Here is a 20,598-nt window from a genome sequence, read left to right as displayed (position 1 = left end):
GACGTTCATTTGCTTAGGTATTATTGTGGGTGGCTTTGCCACCCGTTTTTTATGGCAGGCTATCCTTGCCTGCCACCCTTCGGGCCGTTGCTTTGCAACGTTGAAAAACGTTCCCTGCGTTTTTTTATGGCAGGCAGAGATAAACTTCAACCAGTTTCAATTTCATGGCGCTTACATTTGCTTTTGCGAAGCGGCATCCCAATATCATTATTGTGACTTGCAGCATAGGGCATTCACGATGAATAATTCACTCACATGGCGGATACATCAGGCCATCTGACAACCGTTCATTTTGTGCGGGCAGAAATAGTGCCAGCACCGTAACGCTCAAGAGGAATAATTTGAACGTAACAACAAAAGAAATTGCCCTTGAACCCGCAGATAACCAACGCCTGCTCAGCCTTTGCGGTCCGTTTGATGACAATATTAAACAGTTAGAACGCCGCTTAGGCATTGAGATCAATCGCCGGGATAACCAGTTTAAACTGGTCGGTAAAAGCCTGCTGACGCAGGCTGCCGCCGATATCCTGCAACGCCTGTATGTCGATACGGCCCCAGTACGTGGCGTCATCGGTGACATAGACCCTGAGCAGATTCATCTTGCGATTAAAGAATCTCGCGTGCTGGAACAGTCTGCTGAGCACGTTCCTGATTATGGCAAAGTGGTCAATATCCGAACGAAACGCGGCGTAATCAAACCACGCACACCGAATCAGGCACAGTATGTCGCCAACATCCTCGATCACGATATCACGTTCGGCGTTGGTCCGGCGGGAACAGGGAAAACCTACCTGGCCGTCGCTGCCGCCGTGGATGCATTGGAGCGTCAGGATATTCGTCGCATTCTGTTAACACGCCCAGCGGTCGAAGCTGGCGAGAAATTGGGCTTCCTGCCTGGCGACCTGAGCCAGAAAGTCGATCCTTACCTGCGCCCACTTTATGATGCCCTGTTTGAAATGCTGGGCTTTGAGCGCGTAGAGAAACTCATCGAACGCAACGTCATTGAAGTGGCGCCACTGGCTTACATGCGTGGGCGAACGCTGAATGATGCTTTTATCATTCTGGATGAAAGCCAGAACACCACCATCGAACAGATGAAAATGTTCCTGACTCGTATCGGGTTCAACTCAAAAGCCGTCATCACCGGCGACGTTACACAGATCGACCTGCCGAAGAATCTGAAATCGGGCTTACGCCACGCGATTGAAGTGTTGGCCGATGTGGAAGAGATCAGCTTTAACTTTTTCCACAGCGAAGACGTGGTGCGCCATCCGGTGGTTGCGCGGATTGTGAATGCCTATGAAGCGTGGGAAAATGCCGACCAGAAACGTAAAGACGCCTTAGCAGAACAGCGTAAGCGTGAAGCACAGGCTGCGGCATCAGATCAGGAGCAAAAATGAGTCAGGTGATTCTCGATTTACAAATCGCCAGCGAGCAAGCACAGGGGCTACCGGAAGAAAAAGACTTTCAGCGCTGGCTGGAAGGCGTTCTACCGCAGTTTCAGGAAGTCTCTGAAGTCACCATTCGTATCGTCGATGAAGCTGAAAGTCGCGATCTGAATAACACCTATCGCGGGAAAGACAAGCCGACCAACGTGCTGTCATTTCCTTTTGAGGCACCACCTGAAGTCGAGCTTCCTCTGCTAGGCGATTTAATCATCTGCCGTCAGGTTGTGGAACGCGAAGCCGCTGAGCAGGAAAAAACCGTAGAAGAGCACTGGGCGCACATGGTTGTCCATGGTAGCCTGCATCTGCTAGGGTATGACCACATCGAAGATAGCGAAGCCGAAGAAATGGAAGCGCTGGAAACCGAGATTATGCAAAGTATGGGTTATACCGACCCTTACCTTGCAGAAAAAGATGGCCTCACCGAATAAATAGAAATACATTTTATATGACCCTAAATAATTCGAGTTGCAGGACAAAACGTTATCGTTTTGAACAACGCAAGGCGTTGGCCCGCTAGGGCGAGGACCATTTATAGGACTCGTAACGCGGCAAGGTTCACGCGAGTGAGCCGAGTATCGCAGCCAGCGCACGTGCAGCTTGAAGTATGACGGGTCTCCCCGAGATCGGGAAGATATCGGGTACTTATCCGTTCCACATCAGCCACTGTGCCGCTTCCAGTTGCTGGCAATAATCCTTTAACAAGAGTGATGTTAATTAAAACGCATGAGCGACGACCATTCTCAAAACAGCGATGCACCCAGTCCCAAGAAGGGCTTCTTTTCTCTTATTCTTAATCAGCTTTTTCACGGCGAGCCAAAAGATCGTAACGGTTTACTCACTCTGATTCGTGATTCCGAGCAGAATGACCTGATCGATCCTGAAACACGAGACATGCTCGAAGGCGTCATGGATATCGCCGACCAGCGTGTACGTGACATCATGATCCCTCGCTCGCAGATGATTACGCTCAAGCGTGATCAAACGTTGGAAGAGTGTCTGGATGTCATTATCGAATCCGCTCACTCCCGCTTCCCCGTCATTAGCGAAGATAAAGACCACATTGAAGGCATCCTGATGGCCAAGGATTTACTGCCGTTTATGCGCAGCGATTCCGAACCGTTCAGTATGGATAAAGTCCTGCGTTCCGCCGTTGTTGTGCCGGAAAGTAAACGCGTTGATAGAATGCTGAATGAGTTCCGTTCGCTGCGCTATCACATGGCGATTGTCATCGATGAATTTGGTGGCGTATCCGGCCTGGTCACGATTGAAGATATTCTTGAGTTGATTGTCGGCGAAATTGAAGACGAATACGACGATGAAGAAGACAGAGATGTTCGTCAGCTTAATCGCCAGACCTACACCGTTCGTGCATTAACCGATATAGAAGATTTTAACGAGGCTTTCGGCACACGGTTTAGCGATGATGAAGTCGACACCATCGGCGGCTTGGTCATGCAGTCTTTCGGCCATCTTCCTGCTCGTGGCGAAACCATCGACATAGAAGGTTACCTGTTTAAGGTTGCGATGGCAGACAGTCGCCGTATCATTCAGGTTCATGTCAGAATCCCTGACAATGCCCCCCAACCAAAATTGGAAGAATAATTTGGCAATGGTTGTCGCATCTTTTCTACAACGCCAGCGGGTCAAAGCCCTGCTGGCGCTCTTATTTGGTGCCTGTGGCACGCTGGCATTTTCTCCTTTTGATTTCTGGCCTGCGGCGATTATCTCGCTCATGGGCCTACAGGCACTGACGCTCAACCGCACGAGTCGTCAGTCAGCCTGGATAGGGTTTTGCTGGGGATTAGGTCTGTTCGGCAGCGGCGTAAACTGGGTGTATGTCAGCATCGCGCAATTTGGCGGAATGCCAGGCCCTGTCAATGTTGCGATAGTCATTCTACTCGCCACCTATTTGTCACTCTATCCTCTGCTGTTTTCTGCCCTGCTCTCACGCCTGTGGCCAAAAACCACGCTGTGGCGTCTTGCGCTTGCCGCCCCCGTTCTCTGGCAGCTAACCGAATTTCTACGCGGTTGGGTGCTCACCGGCTTTCCCTGGCTGCAATTCGGCTACAGCCAACTTGACGGCCCATTAAAAGGTATCGCGCCCATTCTGGGGATCGACACCATTACCTTCCTATTGATGAGCCTCAGCGGGCTACTTGTTTACGCCATCAATCAGCGAAAAATCGCACCAGCAGCCGTTGCTATCGGTGTTTTCGTTTTAGCATGGCCGCTACGTAACGTGCAGTGGTACACCCTGCAACCAGAACGCGCCGTCAATGTCGCGTTGGTACAAGGTAATATCCCGCAGGCCATGAAGTGGGAACAAGATGAGCTGTTGAACACGCTGAGAATCTATCTCGATAACAGCCTGCCTTATATGGACAAGGCACCTATCGTTATCTGGCCGGAAACGGCAATTCCTGATATTGAAAGCCGCCAGAACGCCTATTTGAAGCAGATTGACGATATTCTACGTAGCCACAATAGCAGCCTGATTACGGGTATTGTCGACATCCGGCGTGATGGCAATAAGACCGATTTCTATAACTCAGTTATCGTACTCGGCGACAAAGGGCCATACAACTACCCCACGACGAACCGCTACAACAAAAACCATCTGGTGCCTTTTGGCGAGTTTGTCCCGTTGGAAACGCTGTTACGTCCGCTGGCCCCGTTCTTCGATCTTCCGATGTCGTCGTTTAGTCGAGGGGACTATGTTCAGCCACAGCTTTCTGTGCATGGTTTTAAACTTAATGCCGCTATTTGTTATGAAATCATCCTAGGCCAACAGGTGCGTGATAACTTCCGACCAGACACCGATATGCTGTTGACCATCTCGAACGACGCCTGGTTCGGCCATTCAATCGGCCCATGGCAACATTTCCAGATGGCACGCATGCGTGCGCTGGAGTTAGGGCGTCCTCTGGTTCGTAGTACCAACAACGGCGTCACCGCGGTGATTACGCCAGATGGTAAAGTTAGCGCCAGCCTGCCGCAGTTCACACGTGCAGTGCTTGACACGCAGGTCGTTCCTGCAACGGGAATAACGCCTTATGCCCGCTTCGGTTCCTGGCCGCTCTGGATCGTTACGCTGCTAGGCGGCATCACCGCCGTTTTCTTCGGTTTACGTCGCCGATAACCGCCCCTCCTCACGTCCCTAAGGGCATGCTTTTGCATGCCTTTTTTTATTTTTGGCACGGTATTTGCCTCTTATTATCCTGTAAAGGGTTGTTTCTGTATTTTTTTGGATATTACGTCGACTTAAAGCCCTATCGCGGGGCAAGTTACGCACCAAATTGGTGCCAACCTCTGACATTGCTGCCATTTGGTGCGGCGGATATCGCAAAAAGAAAACATTTCTATTTCAATCTATTTACAATCAGCTACTTTTTAACTGTATACGCAGTAACTTCGCGCTTTAACGGTGCAACGTTATCACTGAGAAGTAGCAACGTGTCATGAGTGATTCAGCGATATAACGTTAACTTGAAGATAACGAACACATTAACCCTATGGTTATTGATGACAGCGCTATAACTATTGCAGCAACGACAGCAAAGGAGTTAGAACATGCAAATGCGTAAACTGGCATTATCACTGATTCTGCTTGGCACTGCCGCCAGTGCAGCCCAGGCTGAAGATCTGGCCGGTACATTGAAAAAGGTCAAAGATAATGGCGTGATCGTCATTGGCCACCGTGAATCGTCCGTCCCTTTCTCTTACTACGATAATACGCAGAAAGTCGTCGGCTATTCTCAGGCCTACTCTGACAAAATTGTCGACGCGATTAAGAAAAAACTGGATGCGCCTAACCTACAGGTCAAACTACTCCCGATCACCTCTCAGAATCGTATTCCGCTGTTACAGAACGGGACTTTCGATTTGGAATGTGGCTCAACGACCAACAACCTGGAACGTCAGAAACAAGCTGCGTTCTCTAACACCATTTTCGTTGTCGGTACACGTCTGTTAACCAAAAAAGATTCCGGTGTAAAAGATTTCCCGGATTTGGCGGGTAAAACTGTCGTCGTGACCTCCGGTACAACCTCTGAAGTTCTGCTGAATAAGCTGAACGAAGAAAAACAACTGAAGATGCGCATCATCAGTGCGAAAGACCATGGCGACTCTTTCCGCACACTGGAAAGCGGCCGTGCAGTCGCCTTTATGATGGATGATGCACTGCTGGCTGGCGAACGTGCGAAAGCAAAAAGCGCCGATCAGTGGGATATCGTTGGTAAAGCGCAGTCTGAAGAAGCCTACGGCTGTATGCTGCGCAAAGACGATCCGCAATTCAAGAAACTGGTTGATGACACCATCGCCGAAGTACAGACCTCTGGCGAAGCCGAAAAATGGTTCGATCGCTGGTTCAAACAGCCGATTCCGCCAAAAGATCTTAACCTGAACTTTGCCCTGTCAGACGAAATGAAAGCGCTGTTCAAAGCGCCAAATGACAAAGCACTAAACTAATTAATAATGAGAATAAGGGCAGAATAATCTGCCCTCTGATTGCTGATTCGTGGCAGGACAGACAGGCATGTGATGGTCGTTCCCCATCACATGTTGCCCCGAGAAATTTCGAGAAACAGGAAATAAATACAACGCCTGTAGTTTGAAAAAAAACGGGAATATGGCCGCTCATCAATCTTCAGGGTAGCTTCGCTACCCTTTTTTTACCGGAGTTCGTTATGTCAATAGATTGGAACTGGGGCATATTTTTACAAGCCGCCCCCTTCGGCAACACAACCTACCTCGGGTGGATTTTGTCCGGTCTGCAAGTCACCGTCACACTATCCATCTGTGCCTGGATTATCGCTTTTCTGATTGGTTCTTTATTTGGAATCCTACGTACCGTCCCGAACCGTTTTCTTTCAAGCATTGGTACTTGCTACGTCGAACTATTTCGCAACGTCCCGCTTATCGTCCAGTTCTTTACCTGGTATCTGGTGGTTCCCGAGCTGCTTCCCGTCAACATCGGTATGTGGTTTAAAGCCGAGCTAGACCCTAATATTCAGTTCTTTCTGTCATCGATGATTTGTCTGGGGCTCTTCACCGCAGCGCGCGTTTGTGAGCAGGTGCGCGCAGGGATTCAATCGCTACCACGCGGGCAGAAAGCAGCCGGGTTGGCGATGGGTCTGACGCTACCGCAAACCTATCGCTATGTGTTACTGCCGAATGCGTATCGCGTGATCGTCCCGCCGCTGACGTCAGAAATGTTAAACCTGGTAAAAAACTCGGCTATCGCCTCCACGATTGGTCTGGTTGATATGGCGGCACAGGCAGGGAAGCTGCTGGACTATTCAGCCCACGCCTATGAATCCTTTACCGCCATCACACTGGCGTATGTTGGCATCAACGCCATTATTATGTTGATCATGCAGGTCGTTGAGCGAAAAACCCGTTTGCCGGGCAATATGGGGAGCAAATAAATCATGTATGAATTTGACTGGAGCTCAATTGGGCCAAGTATGCCGTACCTGATTCAGGGGATGGCCGTCACACTCGAAATTACGCTGACGGCGGTAGTATTCGGGATTGTCTGGGGTACGATCCTCGCGGTAATGCGTCTGTCGCCGATAAAACCCATCAGTTGGTTCGCCAAACTGTATGTGAACCTGTTCCGCTCCGTTCCACTGGTCATGGTACTACTGTGGTTTTATCTGGTGGTTCCTAGCTTATTACAAAATGTGCTTGGGCTATCGCCGAAAACCGATATTCGACTGATTTCAGCTATGGTAGCCTTCTCGCTGTTCGAGGCAGCCTACTATTCGGAAATCATTCGTGCGGGTATCCTCAGCGTATCGCGCGGTCAATCTTCCGCAGCGTTAGCATTAGGAATGACGCACTGGCAGTCCATGAAGCTGGTTATTTTACCACAGGCATTCCGTGCCATGGTGCCGCTGTTGCTGACACAAGGTATCGTCCTGTTTCAGGATACCTCACTGGTTTACGTACTCAGCCTCGCTGATTTCTTCCGTACCGCCTCAACCATCGGCGAGCGCGACGGGACACAAGTTGAAATGATCCTGTTTGCTGGATTCATTTATTTTCTCTTCAGCATTACTGCCTCAATGCTGGTCAGTTACCTGAAAAAAAGGACGGTTTGATGATTTCCCTGAAAAATGTTTCTAAATGGTACGGCCAATTTCAGGTGCTAGCCGACTGCTCCACAGAAGTAAAAAAAGGTGAAGTTGTCGTCGTCTGCGGGCCTTCTGGCTCCGGTAAATCAACCCTGATCAAAACCGTAAATGGACTGGAACCGATTCAAAAAGGTGAAATTACCGTCAATGGCACTGCTGTTAACGATAAAAAAACCAATCTGGCCCAGTTACGTTCCAAAGTCGGGATGGTGTTCCAACACTTTGAGCTTTTTCCACATTTATCGATCATCGAGAACCTAACGCTGGCACAGGTAAAAGTGCTAAAGCGTAAGCGCGAAGATGCCAAAGCCAAAGCACAGAAGCTGTTGGAACGTGTGGGGCTGGCGGCACACGCCAACAAGTACCCTGGGCAGCTCTCCGGTGGTCAGCAGCAACGTGTCGCGATTGCCCGCGCGCTGTGTATGGACCCTATCGCGATGTTATTTGACGAACCGACATCCGCACTCGATCCAGAGATGATCAACGAAGTGCTGGACGTTATGGTTGAATTGGCGCAGGAAGGTATGACCATGATGGTCGTCACCCATGAAATGGGCTTTGCCCGTAAAGTTGCGCACCGCGTGATCTTTATGGATGAGGGCAAAATTGTTGAAGACACCCGCAAGGATGATTTCTTCAATAATCCACAGTCCGAACGTGCGAAAGACTTTCTGGCGAAAATCTTGCATTAATACCCGTCAAAGCGTGCCGCAAGGCACGCTGTATCTATTTAGCGCGTCTTACGGCTGAAACGGCTGGCGATGAAACAGGTCATGTGAACATTTCGGACAAAGTGGCAAAATTTCCGGTGTGTAGAACGCGATATGGTGATGGCAGTTTTCACACACCAGATTGCCTAGCCCCACCACTTCACCACTGTGGTACACCCCGTGATGATTCACATCTTTAAAGAGTTCACGCCACTCCAATTGCGTTTTATCCGTAATATCCGCCAACTCCTGCCACAGACTTTCCTTGATCACTCGCATAAAAACGCTGTCGGTAAATTCATCCTGGCTTTCGCTATAGCTACGGCCAAATTCTTCCAGATCGCGCTGAACAGCCTGAATCACCTGTTCTATTTCTTTCTGCGTCAGCTCAGAGCCTTCCTGTAAGGTTTTGCGGGCGCTCTGCACCAGACTGTCAAAATCGCGCTCACCGTTGTTCAGCCGGGCCGTCACTGAAGCCATTAACTCGCGGTAATAGCGGGCTAGTTTATTCATGCTTCCTCCTGAATAGCGGGTTGAAGGGTGATAAAAAACGATTATTCGCTGTCTGGCATATCTAGCCAAAAACCGATACGTTGCCTATCTCTCTCTATTTTAGATTATTTTTTCCGCATACCTGATGAATTGTCGCCAATTTGCGCAATTCCTCGCAGTATTCCGCTCACAGATCAGAAATATTCCTCAGTCGGGCGCTGGGTGTTGTTGCCTGCGCCGCTTACGGCTATGCTATGCGGATCTTTTGTTATGAATCAGAACAGGCTACTCACGTAGCGATTCTTCACTAAACAGGACCCCTGGCAGCCATGCAAGAGCAATACCGCCCAGAAGAGATAGAAGCGGACGTCCAGCTTCACTGGCAAGAGAAGCAGACATTTAAAGTCACCGAACAGCCTGGCAAGGAAAAATATTATTGCCTTTCCATGCTGCCATACCCTTCTGGTCGACTACATATGGGCCACGTCCGTAACTACACCATCGGTGACGTGATTTCCCGCTATCAGCGCATGCTGGGCAAAAATGTTCTGCAACCGATCGGTTGGGATGCGTTTGGCCTGCCTGCTGAAGGCGCAGCGGTCAAAAACAATACCGCACCTGCCCCCTGGACCTATGCCAACATCGACTACATGAAAAACCAGCTCAAACTGCTGGGCTTTGGCTATGACTGGGATCGTGAAGTCGCGACCTGTAAACCGGACTACTACCGCTGGGAACAGTGGTTCTTCACCAAGCTGTACGAAAAAGGCCTGGTGTATAAAAAAACCTCCGCCGTTAACTGGTGTCCGAACGACCAAACTGTGCTGGCGAACGAACAAGTTATCGACGGCTGCTGCTGGCGCTGTGACACCAAGGTTGAACGCAAAGAGATTCCGCAGTGGTTTATCAAAATCACCGCCTATGCAGACCAACTGCTGAACGATTTAGATACGCTGGAAAGCTGGCCTGAGCAGGTCAAAACCATGCAGCGTAACTGGATTGGCCGTTCTGAAGGGGTGGAAATCACCTTTGACGTGGCAGACAGCACAGAGAAACTGAGCGTTTACACTACGCGTCCGGATACGTTCATGGGCGTGACCTACGTTGCCGTTGCTGCGGGTCACCCTCTCGCCGCGCAGGCTGCCGCAACCAATCCAGCGTTGGCCGATTTCATTGCAGAGTGCCGTAATACCAAAGTCGCTGAAGCCGATATGGCGACGATGGAGAAAAAAGGCATAGCCACCGGCCTGTATGCCATTCACCCGCTGAACGGTGAGAAAGTCGCTATCTGGGTTGCCAACTTTGTTCTGATGGAATACGGCACAGGCGCAGTCATGGCCGTTCCGGGCCACGACCAGCGTGACTGGGAATTTGCCACCAAATATGACTTGTCCATCAAGCCAGTTATTCTGAATGCCGACGGCAGCAAGCCCGATCTGTCCACTGAAGCAATGACGGAAAAAGGTAGCCTGTTCAACTCCGGCGAGTTTGACAGTCTGGATTTCGATGCGGCCTTCAACGCTATTGCCGATAAGCTGGTAGAAAAAGGCATTGGCGAGCGTAAAGTCAACTATCGCCTACGCGACTGGGGTGTCTCCCGTCAGCGCTACTGGGGCGCGCCAATTCCAATGGTGACGCTGGAAGACGGCACCGTCATCCCGACTCCAGAAGATCAGTTGCCGGTGATCCTGCCGGAAGATGTCGTGATGGATGGCATCACCAGCCCGCTGAAATCTAACCCGGAATGGGCGAAGACCACCGTTAACGGTCAGCCGGCGCTGCGTGAAACCGACACGTTCGACACCTTTATGGAATCGTCCTGGTACTACGCCCGCTATACTTGCCCGCAGTACGATCAGGGGATGCTCGATCCGGCTGCCGCCAACTACTGGCTGCCCGTTGACCAATATGTCGGCGGTATCGAACACGCCATCATGCACCTGATGTATTTCCGCTTCTTCCACAAACTGATGCGCGATGCGGGTCTGGTTACGTCTGATGAACCAGCCAAACGCCTGCTGTGTCAGGGTATGGTGTTGGCGGATGCCTTCTACTACCTGGGTAATAACGGCGAGCGCATCTGGGTTTCACCTGCCGACGTTACCGTTGAGCGTGATGAGAAAGGTCGCATCGTCAAAGCCGTCGATAACGAAGGCCGTAACGTGATCTACGCGGGTATGAGCAAAATGTCGAAGTCCAAAAACAACGGCATCGACCCGCAGGTCATGGTAGAGAAATACGGTGCGGATACCGTTCGTCTGTTCATGATGTTTGCTTCCCCGGCGGAAATGACGCTGGAATGGCAAGAATCCGGCGTAGAAGGCGCGAACCGCTTCCTGAAACGTGTCTGGAGACAAGCCTTCGAGCATACCGAGAAAGGTGCGGTAACGGCTCTGGATATCGCTACACTGACTGAAGATCAGAAGTCACTGCGTCGAGATCTGCACAAAACGATCGCTAAAGTGACCGATGATATCGGCCGTCGCCAGACCTTCAATACCGCGATCGCTGCCATCATGGAACTGATGAACAAGCTGGCGAAAGCGCCGCAGGAAAGCGATCAAGATCGCGCGCTGACGCAGGAAACACTGCTGGCCGTCGTTCGTATGCTCTATCCGTTCACTCCGCACGTTTGCTTCACACTGTGGCACGCGCTGCAAGGTGAAGGCGATGTGGATACCGCACCGTGGCCGGTTGCGGATGAGAACGCGATGGTGGAAGATTCCAAACTGGTCGTCGTTCAGGTTAACGGTAAAGTACGTGGTAAAATTACCGTTGCCGCTGATGCCAGCGAAGAACAGGTTCGCGAACGCGCTGCTCAGGAACCGCTGGTCGCGAAATATCTGGACGGCGTCACGGTTCGTAAAGTGATTTATGTCCCTGGCAAACTGCTTAATCTGGTTGTAGGTTAAGGCAAGGAGGAACTGTGCGACATCGTCTATTCACGTTGTTGCTGGGGCTGGCGGTGTTAATCACCGCTGGCTGCGGTTTTCATCTGCGCGGCACGACACAAGTGCCTACGCAGTTACAAACACTCATCGTCGACAGCAGTGACCCTTATGGTCCGCTAACGCGTGCGGTGCGCGAGCAGCTCCGTCTCAGCGATGTAAAAATCGTTGACGATGCGACGCGTCAGGATATTCCGTCTCTGCGGGTACTGGGCTCAAGCGAAACGCGTGATACTGTCTCTATTTTTCAGGACGGTAAAACAGCGGAATACCAGATGGTGCTAACGTTGCAAGCGCAGGTGCTGATGCCGGGTGAAGATATTTATCCGCTCAGCGTGACGGTGTTCCGCACGTTCTTTGATAACCCGCTGGCTGCACTGGCGAAAGATGCCGAACAGGACATCGTCCGTCAGGAAATGCGTGAGCAGGCAGCCCAGCAGTTGGTACGTAAGTTGCTGACCATCAACGGTAGCCAGGAAGTCAAAAATCGGCTGCAGTCCACCGATTCAACGACTGCCGCCACGCGTTCATGATTCGGCTTTACCCCGAACAACTCACCGCGCAACTCCATGAGGGGCTGCGCGGTTGTTATTTGGTCTTCGGTTCAGACCCTCTCCTGCTGCAAGAAAGCCTCGATAGCATTAAACGCGTCGCTCAACAGCACGAATTCAGCGAGCATTTCAGTTTCATTCTGGATCTACATACCGAATGGGATGCGATTTTCAGTACCTGTCAGGCGCTCAGCCTGTTCGCTTCGCGCCAATCGCTTCTGCTGATCTTGCCGGAAAATGGCCCGAATGCAGCGATGAGCGAAAATCTGATCAAGCTTTCTGGATTATTACACCCCGATATTTTGCTGATCCTGCGCGGCCATAAGCTGACGAAAGCGCAGGAAAACAGCGCCTGGATCAAAGCGCTGTCGCAAGACAGTGTCTATATCAATTGCCTGACGCCGGAACAAGCACAGCTCCCCCGTTGGGTTGCTCAGCGCGCCAAAGCGATGAAGTTGACGTTGGATGAACAGGCCACGCAGCTCATTTGCTATTGCTATGAAGGCAACCTTCTCGCGCTGTCTCAGGCGTTAGAACGATTGGCGCTGCTTTATCCCGATGGCAAGCTGACCCTGCCGCGCGTAGAAAATGCGGTCAACGATGCCGCACACTTCACGCCTTTTCACTGGCTTGATGCGTTACTGGCAGGTAAAGCCAAACGCGCCTGGCACATTTTGCAACAGTTAAAGCAGGAAGATTGCGAACCTGTCATTTTGCTGCGCACGCTACAGCGCGAGTTGCTACAACTGTTGGCGCTGAAACGGCGCATGTCAGACACGCCGCTGCGCACGTTATTCGATCAGCAAAAAGTGTGGCAAAACCGACGTGATCTGCTCAGTCAAGCATTACAGCGGCTTTCTCTTCAGCAACTACAGCAGGCCGTGCGGTTACTGACACAGGTGGAAATAACCCTAAAGCAAGATTATGGTCAATCCGTTTGGTCTGAACTTGAATCGCTTGCCATGCTGCTGTGCGGCAAAGCCTTGCCGGAGGCATTCATCTGAATAGGCCATCCACTGCACCATCGTTGACCGCATTTTTTGGCGGCACGTTCGATCCCATCCATTACGGCCACCTTCAGCCAGTGACTGCGCTGGCAAAGCTCGTAGGGCTGACTAGCGTCGTCCTGATGCCCAATAATGTTCCGCCGCACCGACAGCAGCCCGAAGCCAGCTCCCGGCAGCGTTTTCATATGGCTGAACTTGCCGTTGAAGGTAATCCGCTCTTTACCGTGGACGATCGGGAGCTGCAACGGCAAACCCCCTCCTACACCATTGATACGCTGGAAGCATTGCGAGCTGAAAAAGACCGCGATACACCACTGGGATTTATCATCGGGCAAGACTCGCTGCTGACTCTACACCGTTGGCACCGCTGGCAAGATCTACTCAGCGTTTGCCATTTACTGGTGTGCGCCCGTCCCGGCTATCGCTCGACGCTGGAAACACCCGAATTGCAGCAGTGGTTGGACAATCATCTGACGCACACACCAGACGATCTTCATCAGCAGTCGCACGGACGTATCTTTTTGGCAGACACGCCACTGGTCACCATTTCCGCAACGGACATTCGCCAGCGGCGACAGCAAGGCCTGGACTGCCACGATTTATTGCCTCCCACCGTACTCAACTACATCGACGAACACGGCTTGTACCAATAGCACAGGTTTTCCCATCTATCAGCCACGGGCTTTATACCACTCGGCAAAAGTGCGTGATATACTCCGCGGCTGGTTTCAATCACCGGGAAAAGCGGGAATTCTCGGCAATTACTCGGTGATTTACGTTTTTCTTAAACAATTCAGCGCCACACGCGTTCATCAGTGACTGATAGAACGCCATTGAGGGGGAACCTTTGCAAGGTCAAGCACTCCAAGACTTCGTTATTGATAAGGTCGATGACTTAAAAGCCCAGGATATCGTTGCACTCAACGTCCAGGGTAAATCCAGCATCACCGATTACATGGTTATCTGTACGGGCACATCTACACGTCATGTCGCGTCTATTGCCGATCACGTCGTGCAATCCTCACGCGCAGCAGGTTTGATTCCACTCGGCGTTGAGGGTGAAAATGCCTCTGACTGGGTTGTTGTCGATTTAGGTGACGTGATGGTTCATGTATTGCAAGAAGAAAGCCGCCAGTTATACGAATTGGAAAAGCTGTGGGGCTAGCATGAAACTGCAACTGGTCGCCGTTGGCACCAAAATGCCCGACTGGGTGCAGACTGGTTTCACCGATTATCTGCGGCGCTTCCCGAAGGACATGCCTTTCGAATTACTCGAAATTCCGGCGGGGAAACGGGGCAAAAATGCCGATATTAAACGCATTCTGGAGCGCGAAGGCGAACAGATGCTGGCGGCGGTGGGCAAAGGCAACCGTATTGTTACGCTGGATATTCCAGGTACTCGCTGGGAAACGCCGCAGTTGGCGCAACAGCTAGAGCGCTGGAAACAGGATGGGCGCGATGTCAGTCTGCTGATTGGCGGACCTGAAGGGCTTGCGCCGGAATGCAAAGCCGCAGCGGAACAAAGCTGGTCACTCTCGCCATTAACGTTGCCTCACCCGCTCGTTCGTGTACTGGTGGCAGAGAGTCTGTATCGTGCATGGAGCATTACGACTAATCACCCTTACCATCGGGAGTAAGGCGATACGATGAAACATGTGAAATAACACTGGATGAAAGTAGAACGCAAACCCTTTCGTGATTATACGGCGGAGTCCGCTCTGTTCGTGCGCCGTGCTTTGGTAGCCTTTCTGGGCATTTTGCTGCTTTCTGGTGTATTAGTCGCTAATCTTTATCATCTGCAAATTTTGCGCGTCGATGACTATCGCACGCGCTCTAACGAGAACCGCATTAAGCTGGTTCCTATCGCGCCAAGCCGCGGCATCATCTACGACCGTAACGGTACGCCGTTGGCATTGAATCGTACCATCTATCAATTAGAGCTGGTGCCCGATAAAGTCGACAACCTGAAAGAAACGCTGGACGCGCTGCGCCCCATCGTTAATTTGACCGATGACGATCTGGAAAATTTCGAAAAAGAACGCAAGCGTTCACGCCGTTTCACTTCCATTCCAGTAAAAACCGGGCTTGATGAGATTCAGGTTGCCCGTTTCGCCGTCAACCAATACCGCTTTCCCGGCGTTGAGGTTAAAGGCTATCAACGCCGCTATTATCCTTACGGTTCTGCACTAACGCACGTCACTGGCTATGTCTCCAAAATCAACGATAAAGACGTAGAACGGCTGACCAAAGAAGAAAAAATCGCCGATTACGCCGCGACGCGCGACATAGGCAAGCTGGGTATCGAACGTCATTATGAGGATTTGCTGCACGGTAAGCCCGGCTATGAAGAAGTTGAAGTTAACAACCGCGGCCGCGTGATCCGCCAGCTCCACGAACAACCTCCGCAGGCCGGGCGTGATATTTATCTAACGCTGGATCTGAGCCTGCAAATCTACATCGAAAAACTTCTGGAAGGCAGCCGCGCTGCCGTCATTGTCACCGACCCACGCGACGGTGGTATTCTGGCGATGGTTTCCACCCCCAGTTACGACCCCAATCTGTTTGTCGACGGGATTTCCACCAAAAATTATGCGAAGCTACAAAACGATCCCAATCGTCCATTGATCAACCGTGCAACACAGGGAATTTATCCTCCCGCCTCCACCGTTAAACCCTATATAGCAGTTTCCGCCCTGACTGCGGGCGTTATTACCACGAATACTAGCTTGTTCGATCCCGGCTGGTGGCAATTACCTGGCTCCGAAAAGCGCTTCCGTGACTGGAAAAAATGGGGGCATGGTCGCCTTAACCTCACCAAATCACTGGAAGAGTCTGCGGATACCTTCTTTTATCAGGTCGCTTATGACATGGGGATCGATCGCCTATCCGAATGGATGAATAAATTTGGTTACGGCGAGAAAACCGGCATCGATATTTCGGAAGAAAGCGCTGGCAACATGCCAACCCGTGAGTGGAAACTCAGGCGATTTAAGAAACCCTGGTATCAGGGGGATACGATCCCCGTAGGGATCGGTCAAGGCTACTGGACGGCAACGCCGATCCAGATGAATAAGGCACTGGTCACGCTCATCAACGACGGCCAGGTCAAAACGCCTCATTTGCTTTATAGCTCGCGAGAAAATGGCGCTATTGTGCCTTTCCGACAAACTGAGAACCAACAGATTGGCAATATCCACTCTGGCTATTGGGAAGTGGCGAAGGACGGGATGTATGGCGTAGCTAATCGCGCTAACGGCACCGCACACAAAAGTTTCGATGATGCGCCCTATAAAATTGCGGCAAAATCCGGTACGGCGCAGGTTTTCGGCCTGAAAGAAAATGAAACCTATAATGCGCACAAGATCGCAGAACATCTGCGTGACCATAAATTAATGGTCTCATTTGCCCCCTATAAGAACCCTAAAGTCGCACTGTCGATTATTCTGGAAAATGGTGGAGCGGGCCCAACCGTGGGCACTATCACCCGCCAGATCCTTGATCATATTCTGCTAGGCGATAACAATACCGATTTACCCAGTGCGCCTCCTGCGCCGCCGGGTAGCGAGAGTGAGTAACAGATATTCATGACCGATAGCCAACAAAAGGGTTCGTTCTGGGCAAAAATCCACATCGACCTCCCGTTTCTTCTCTGCATCCTGGCACTGCTGGGCTATAGCCTATTTGTCTTATGGAGTGCCAGCGGGCAGGACGTCGGTATGATGGAGCGAAAAGTCATTCAGATCGTGCTGGGGTTTACAGTAATGATCGTGATGGCACAAATCCCTCCTCGCGTCTATGAAGGCTGGGCACCCTACCTGTATGTAGTTTGTGTCATTTTGCTGCTTATCGTGGATATTTTCGGACAAATAAGTAAAGGTGCACAGCGCTGGCTGGATTTAGGTTTTATCCGCTTCCAGCCATCGGAAATCGCCAAGATCGCCGTGCCGCTGATGGTTGCTCGTTTTATTAACCGTGATATGTGCCCACCGTCGCTAAAAAATACGGCGATCGCGCTGATCCTGATTTTTGTTCCTACCCTACTGGTTGCCGCACAGCCGGATTTAGGCACTTCGATCTTGATTGCCTTATCTGGTCTGTTTGTTCTTTTTCTGGGAGGGATGAGTTGGGGCTTAATTGGCATCGCCGTACTGCTAATCGCCGCGTTTATTCCGATACTCTGGTTCTTCCTGATGCATGATTATCAGCGTGCCAGGGTCATGATGCTGCTCGATCCAGAAAGCGATCCACTCGGTGCGGGATACCATATTATTCAGTCGAAAATTGCGATAGGCTCAGGTGGCCTGTCTGGTAAAGGCTGGCTACATGGCACACAATCTCAGCTAGAGTTTCTGCCGGAGCGGCACACTGACTTTATCTTTGCCGTGTTGGCAGAAGAGCTTGGATTAATCGGCGTGTTGATTCTGCTCACGATGTATCTATTCATGATTATGCGCGGTCTGGTCATTGCCGCCAATGCGCAAACCTCGTTCGGCCGGGTGATGGTCGGCGGGCTGATGTTAATTCTGTTTTTCTATGTTTTCGTCAATATCGGGATGGTCAGCGGTATACTTCCCGTCGTTGGCGTGCCGCTACCGCTAATCAGCTACGGCGGATCGGCGCTGGTCGTCTTAATGGCGGGATTCGGTATCGTCATGTCGATACATACTCACCGCAAACTGCTATCTAAGAATTTATAATACGAGGTGAGCAATGCGTAAGAATTGGCTTTGGATCGGCGTAGCAACTCTGGCGCTTGCGGCCTGTACCACAACGGAACAGCGGCAACCCGCGCCGCCCGTTACTCAGGTTTACAGCGGCCCGACGGAAGAGATCGGTGGAGCGGAACCTCGTTATGAACCCTACAATCAGGGTACGCTGCAAGACTACAGCATCAAAGGCAAGAGCTATAAAATTGTCAAAAATCCGCAAAACTTTAGCGAAGCGGGTTTAGCGACATGGTATGGCGAAGAAGCCAGCGGTAACCGCACGTCAATCGGCGAAATTTTTGATCCTAACGCAATAACGGCGGCCCATCCCACGCTACCGCTACCGAGCTATGTCCGCGTCACCAACCTAAGTAACGGTCGTCGCCTGGTTGTGCGCGTTAATGACCGCGGGCCGTATACGCCAGGCAGAATTATCGATCTATCGAAGGCCGCAGGCGATCGCCTGAACATCTCGAATAATACCAAAGTGAAAGTGGATTTCATCAGCGTCGCGCCAGACGGCACACTTTCTGGCCCAGGAACCGTGGGAACCACCGTTGCCAAACAAAGTTTCTCCCTGCCAGAACGCCCGAACTTCGGTGCTAGTGGGCTAGGTACACCCATGATGGAAACGACGTCGCCAACGTCTGCCAGCGCCGTTCGCCCAATTAGCAATAATAACCTGAGCGTCCCCACAGAAAGCACACAGTCGCAGAGTAGCGCACCATCGCATAGCGGTGGCTTTTTAGGCGCGCCTTCCGCACTGCGCGATGGCGTAGTTGAGTCAAACGTGACGCCAACCGCCCCCTCATCACCATCCGCTGCGCCAATGAACGTCGCGCCAGCGGTTGCTGCTCCCGCAGTTGTTGCTCCTTCTGCTACGGGTCGCTATGTGGTTCAGGTCGGTGCGTTGAGCGATCAGCAGCGAGCGCAAACCTGGCAACGCAGCCTGAGCGAACGCTTCAGCGTGGCCGGAAAAGTCATGGCGAGCGGCGGGTTGTATCGTATCCAACTAGGGCCATTCCAGAACCGTCAGCAGGCCGCTGAACTTCAACAACGTTTGTCGGTCGAAGCTCAGCAGCAGTCGTTTATTACCGCCGCACCCGGCACGCTCTAGTCACGGATAATCGGCAGGCTCACGAAGCGAAAACGGCGGCTATGGCATTGAACATACCGCCCTTTTGCAAAATCACGTAACGTAATGCCTGATGCCTGCCTATTCCCCATCTGCTATAGTGTGGCTCGTTTTTAACTCATACCCACGGATGTTGTTGTTCCAATCATGAATACTGTAAACACGTCTCGTTTTACTAAGCGTACTGCGCTTGGCGCACTGCTCGTCATTAGTGCCTCTTCCTTTGCCTATGCCGAAGATATCAATCTTAAAACGATGATCCCCGGCGTCCCGCAAATCGATGCTGAATCCTACATCCTGATTGATTACAACTCTGGGAAAGTGTTGGCGGAAATGAATGCCGACACACGCCGCGATCCGGCCAGCTTAACGAAAATGATGACCAGCTACGTTATTGGTCAGGCGATTAAATCAGGAAAAATCAGCCCGAACGACATCGTTACCGTCGGTAAAGATGCCTGGGCAACCGGCAACCCGACCTTCCAGGGGTCTTCCCTGATGTTCCTGAAGCCAGGCGACCGTGTTCCTGTTTCCCAACTCAATCGCGGCATTATCCTGCAATCCGGTAACGATGCCTGCGTCGCGATGGCCGACTACGTTGCTGGCAGTCAGGATGCTTTCGTTAACCTGATGAATGGTTACGTGAAAGCGCTGGGGCTGCAAAACACCAATTTTGAAACTGTGCACGGTCTTGATGCGCCGGGTCAGTTCAGTTCGGCGCGTGATATGGCTTTGATCGGTCAGGCGCTGATCCGCGATGTTCCAGAAGAGTATGCAACCTACAAAGAGAAAGAGTTCACATTCAACAATATCCGCCAGCCTAACCGTAACGGCTTGCTGTGGGATTCCAGCCTGAATGTTGACGGCATCAAAACGGGCCATACGTCATCAGCCGGCTTCAATCTGGTCGCCTCAGCAACAGAAGGTCAGATGCGCCTGATTTCAGCGGTACTGGGTGGACGTAATGCCAAAGGGCGAGAGTCAGAAAGTAAAAAACTGCTGACCTGGGGCTTCCGCTTCTTTGAAACCGTCGCGCCGTTAAAAGCCGGTAAAGAATTTGCGTCTGAGCCAGTCTGGTTTGGCGACAGTGACCGCGTTGCATTGGGTGTAGAGAAAGATGCCTACCTGACCATACCGCGCGGCCGCATGAAAGATCTGAAAGCCAGCTACGTTCTGGACAACACGGAACTGCACGCACCGTTAGCCAAAAATCAGGTTGTGGGCTCCATCAACTTCCAGTTGGATGGCAAAACCATCGATCAGCGCCCGCTGGTCGTCATGAACGAAGTGAAAGAAGGCGGGATCTTTGGCCGTATGATCGATTACATCAAACTGATGTTCCACCACTGGTTCGGCTAATCCCCCTTGTCTGGGGCCAAAGCGTCCCCATATAGCTAGAACGTCACATATAAATATGTATCCATAACTCCCGCAGAACGCGGGAGTTATGTTTTTTAGTATAAT

General features: G+C 51.4%; 19 protein-coding genes. 18 read left to right on the top strand and 1 reads right to left on the bottom strand.

The genetic code is table 11. The features are described from left to right. Window positions 1-341: 341 nt before the first annotated feature. The 8 genes from A8F97_RS02975 to A8F97_RS02940 all read left to right on the top strand — a co-directional run bounded on the left by A8F97_RS02975 (window position 342) and on the right by A8F97_RS02940 (window position 8,277). Complete coding sequence (locus A8F97_RS02975) at window positions 342-1,400, top strand: PhoH family protein (RefSeq protein ID WP_014700728.1); 1,059 nt, start codon at window positions 342-344, stop codon at window positions 1,398-1,400. Beyond that, window positions 1,397-1,876 (top strand): rRNA maturation RNase YbeY, encoded by a 480-nt coding sequence (gene ybeY, locus A8F97_RS02970; protein ID WP_014700729.1) that lies wholly within the window; start codon window positions 1,397-1,399, stop codon window positions 1,874-1,876. The genes A8F97_RS02975 and ybeY overlap by 4 nt, the downstream gene beginning before the upstream one ends. A 295-nt stretch (window positions 1,877-2,171) precedes the next feature. Beyond that, complete coding sequence (gene corC, locus A8F97_RS02965) at window positions 2,172-3,050, top strand: CNNM family magnesium/cobalt transport protein CorC (protein WP_015730920.1); 879 nt, start codon at window positions 2,172-2,174, stop codon at window positions 3,048-3,050. Between the two features lie 7 nt (window positions 3,051-3,057). Further along, the gene (lnt, locus tag A8F97_RS02960; protein WP_033071798.1) at window positions 3,058-4,587 is read left to right on the top strand and encodes an apolipoprotein N-acyltransferase; all 1,530 of its coding nucleotides are present in this window, start codon (window positions 3,058-3,060) and stop codon (window positions 4,585-4,587) included. 431 nt (window positions 4,588-5,018) lie between these two features. After that, window positions 5,019-5,915 (top strand): amino acid ABC transporter substrate-binding protein, encoded by an 897-nt coding sequence (locus A8F97_RS02955; protein WP_005976312.1) that lies wholly within the window; start codon window positions 5,019-5,021, stop codon window positions 5,913-5,915. A 218-nt stretch (window positions 5,916-6,133) separates the two neighbouring features. Continuing rightward, window positions 6,134-6,874: an amino acid ABC transporter permease gene (locus tag A8F97_RS02950; RefSeq protein ID WP_014700732.1), complete on the top strand. Its 741-nt coding sequence runs from the start codon at window positions 6,134-6,136 to the stop codon at window positions 6,872-6,874. 3 nt (window positions 6,875-6,877) lie between these two features. Then, the gene (gltK, locus tag A8F97_RS02945; RefSeq protein WP_033071799.1) at window positions 6,878-7,552 is read left to right on the top strand and encodes a glutamate/aspartate ABC transporter permease GltK; all 675 of its coding nucleotides are present in this window, start codon (window positions 6,878-6,880) and stop codon (window positions 7,550-7,552) included. Further along, the gene (locus A8F97_RS02940) at window positions 7,552-8,277 is read left to right on the top strand and encodes an amino acid ABC transporter ATP-binding protein (RefSeq protein ID WP_005976306.1); all 726 of its coding nucleotides are present in this window, start codon (window positions 7,552-7,554) and stop codon (window positions 8,275-8,277) included. The genes gltK and A8F97_RS02940 overlap by 1 nt, the downstream gene beginning before the upstream one ends. A gap of 48 nt (window positions 8,278-8,325) precedes the next feature. On the opposite strand, the gene A8F97_RS02935 is transcribed toward A8F97_RS02940, so the two are convergent. Then, the gene (locus A8F97_RS02935; RefSeq protein WP_014700734.1) at window positions 8,326-8,808 is read right to left on the bottom strand and encodes a zinc ribbon-containing protein; all 483 of its coding nucleotides are present in this window, start codon (window positions 8,806-8,808) and stop codon (window positions 8,326-8,328) included. A 308-nt stretch (window positions 8,809-9,116) separates the two neighbouring features. Here A8F97_RS02935 and leuS point away from each other — a divergent pair, with 308 nt between their 5' ends. From leuS to dacA, 10 genes are all read left to right on the top strand, one after another. Then, window positions 9,117-11,699 carry a leucine--tRNA ligase gene (leuS, locus tag A8F97_RS02930; protein WP_033071800.1) on the top strand — a complete coding sequence of 861 codons (2,583 nt, stop codon included), beginning with the start codon at window positions 9,117-9,119 and terminating at the stop codon, window positions 11,697-11,699. Between the two features lie 14 nt (window positions 11,700-11,713). Continuing rightward, the gene (gene lptE, locus A8F97_RS02925; RefSeq protein ID WP_014700736.1) at window positions 11,714-12,268 is read left to right on the top strand and encodes an LPS assembly lipoprotein LptE; all 555 of its coding nucleotides are present in this window, start codon (window positions 11,714-11,716) and stop codon (window positions 12,266-12,268) included. Next, window positions 12,265-13,290: a DNA polymerase III subunit delta gene (gene holA / locus A8F97_RS02920; protein ID WP_033071801.1), complete on the top strand. Its 1,026-nt coding sequence runs from the start codon at window positions 12,265-12,267 to the stop codon at window positions 13,288-13,290. Before lptE ends, holA begins: the two co-directional genes overlap by 4 nt. Further along, on the top strand, window positions 13,257-13,946 hold the full coding sequence (nadD, locus tag A8F97_RS02915; protein WP_025918740.1) for a nicotinate-nucleotide adenylyltransferase: 690 nt from the start codon (window positions 13,257-13,259) through the stop codon (window positions 13,944-13,946). Before holA ends, nadD begins: the two co-directional genes overlap by 34 nt. Before the next feature lie 194 nt (window positions 13,947-14,140). Continuing rightward, a complete protein-coding gene (gene rsfS, locus A8F97_RS02910) occupies window positions 14,141-14,458 on the top strand; it encodes a ribosome silencing factor (RefSeq protein ID WP_014700739.1) in 318 nt (105 codons plus the stop codon). Window position 14,459: 1 nt separating this feature from the next. Then, window positions 14,460-14,930, top strand: a complete 471-nt coding sequence (rlmH, locus tag A8F97_RS02905) for a 23S rRNA (pseudouridine(1915)-N(3))-methyltransferase RlmH (RefSeq protein ID WP_015730925.1) — start codon at window positions 14,460-14,462, stop codon at window positions 14,928-14,930. A 33-nt stretch (window positions 14,931-14,963) separates the two neighbouring features. Beyond that, window positions 14,964-16,868 carry a peptidoglycan DD-transpeptidase MrdA gene (gene mrdA, locus A8F97_RS02900; protein ID WP_014700741.1) on the top strand — a complete coding sequence of 635 codons (1,905 nt, stop codon included), beginning with the start codon at window positions 14,964-14,966 and terminating at the stop codon, window positions 16,866-16,868. A 9-nt stretch (window positions 16,869-16,877) separates the two neighbouring features. Next, entirely contained in the window at window positions 16,878-17,990 is a 1,113-nt protein-coding gene (gene mrdB, locus A8F97_RS02895) for a peptidoglycan glycosyltransferase MrdB (RefSeq protein WP_015730926.1), read from the top strand. Between the two features lie 13 nt (window positions 17,991-18,003). Further along, window positions 18,004-19,116 carry an endolytic peptidoglycan transglycosylase RlpA gene (gene rlpA / locus A8F97_RS02890; protein WP_033071802.1) on the top strand — a complete coding sequence of 371 codons (1,113 nt, stop codon included), beginning with the start codon at window positions 18,004-18,006 and terminating at the stop codon, window positions 19,114-19,116. A gap of 165 nt (window positions 19,117-19,281) precedes the next feature. Continuing rightward, window positions 19,282-20,493: a D-alanyl-D-alanine carboxypeptidase DacA gene (gene dacA / locus A8F97_RS02885; protein ID WP_014700744.1), complete on the top strand. Its 1,212-nt coding sequence runs from the start codon at window positions 19,282-19,284 to the stop codon at window positions 20,491-20,493. Window positions 20,494-20,598: the final 105 nt, after the last annotated feature.

Origin of the sequence: Pectobacterium parmentieri, from assembly GCF_001742145.1 — a bacterium.
Classification (GTDB): domain Bacteria; phylum Pseudomonadota; class Gammaproteobacteria; order Enterobacterales; family Enterobacteriaceae; genus Pectobacterium; species Pectobacterium parmentieri.
The sequence above is the reverse complement of the archived record's forward strand: the minus strand, read 5'-3'. Positions and strand labels throughout refer to the sequence as shown.

Coding starts and splice junctions, on each gene's coding strand:
- lnt (WP_033071798.1), top strand. CDS start 3,058: ATGGTTGTCGCATCTTTTCTACAACGCCAGCGGGTCAAAGCCCTGCTG.
- gltK (WP_033071799.1), top strand. CDS start 6,878: ATGTATGAATTTGACTGGAGCTCAATTGGGCCAAGTATGCCGTACCTG.
- ybeY (WP_014700729.1), top strand. CDS start 1,397: ATGAGTCAGGTGATTCTCGATTTACAAATCGCCAGCGAGCAAGCACAG.
- dacA (WP_014700744.1), top strand. CDS start 19,282: ATGAATACTGTAAACACGTCTCGTTTTACTAAGCGTACTGCGCTTGGC.
- A8F97_RS02935 (WP_014700734.1), bottom strand. CDS start 8,808: ATGAATAAACTAGCCCGCTATTACCGCGAGTTAATGGCTTCAGTGACG.
- rlpA (WP_033071802.1), top strand. CDS start 18,004: ATGCGTAAGAATTGGCTTTGGATCGGCGTAGCAACTCTGGCGCTTGCG.
- leuS (WP_033071800.1), top strand. CDS start 9,117: ATGCAAGAGCAATACCGCCCAGAAGAGATAGAAGCGGACGTCCAGCTT.
- A8F97_RS02955 (WP_005976312.1), top strand. CDS start 5,019: ATGCAAATGCGTAAACTGGCATTATCACTGATTCTGCTTGGCACTGCC.
- A8F97_RS02950 (WP_014700732.1), top strand. CDS start 6,134: ATGTCAATAGATTGGAACTGGGGCATATTTTTACAAGCCGCCCCCTTC.
- rlmH (WP_015730925.1), top strand. CDS start 14,460: ATGAAACTGCAACTGGTCGCCGTTGGCACCAAAATGCCCGACTGGGTG.
- corC (WP_015730920.1), top strand. CDS start 2,172: ATGAGCGACGACCATTCTCAAAACAGCGATGCACCCAGTCCCAAGAAG.
- mrdB (WP_015730926.1), top strand. CDS start 16,878: ATGACCGATAGCCAACAAAAGGGTTCGTTCTGGGCAAAAATCCACATC.
- holA (WP_033071801.1), top strand. CDS start 12,265: ATGATTCGGCTTTACCCCGAACAACTCACCGCGCAACTCCATGAGGGG.
- A8F97_RS02940 (WP_005976306.1), top strand. CDS start 7,552: ATGATTTCCCTGAAAAATGTTTCTAAATGGTACGGCCAATTTCAGGTG.
- mrdA (WP_014700741.1), top strand. CDS start 14,964: ATGAAAGTAGAACGCAAACCCTTTCGTGATTATACGGCGGAGTCCGCT.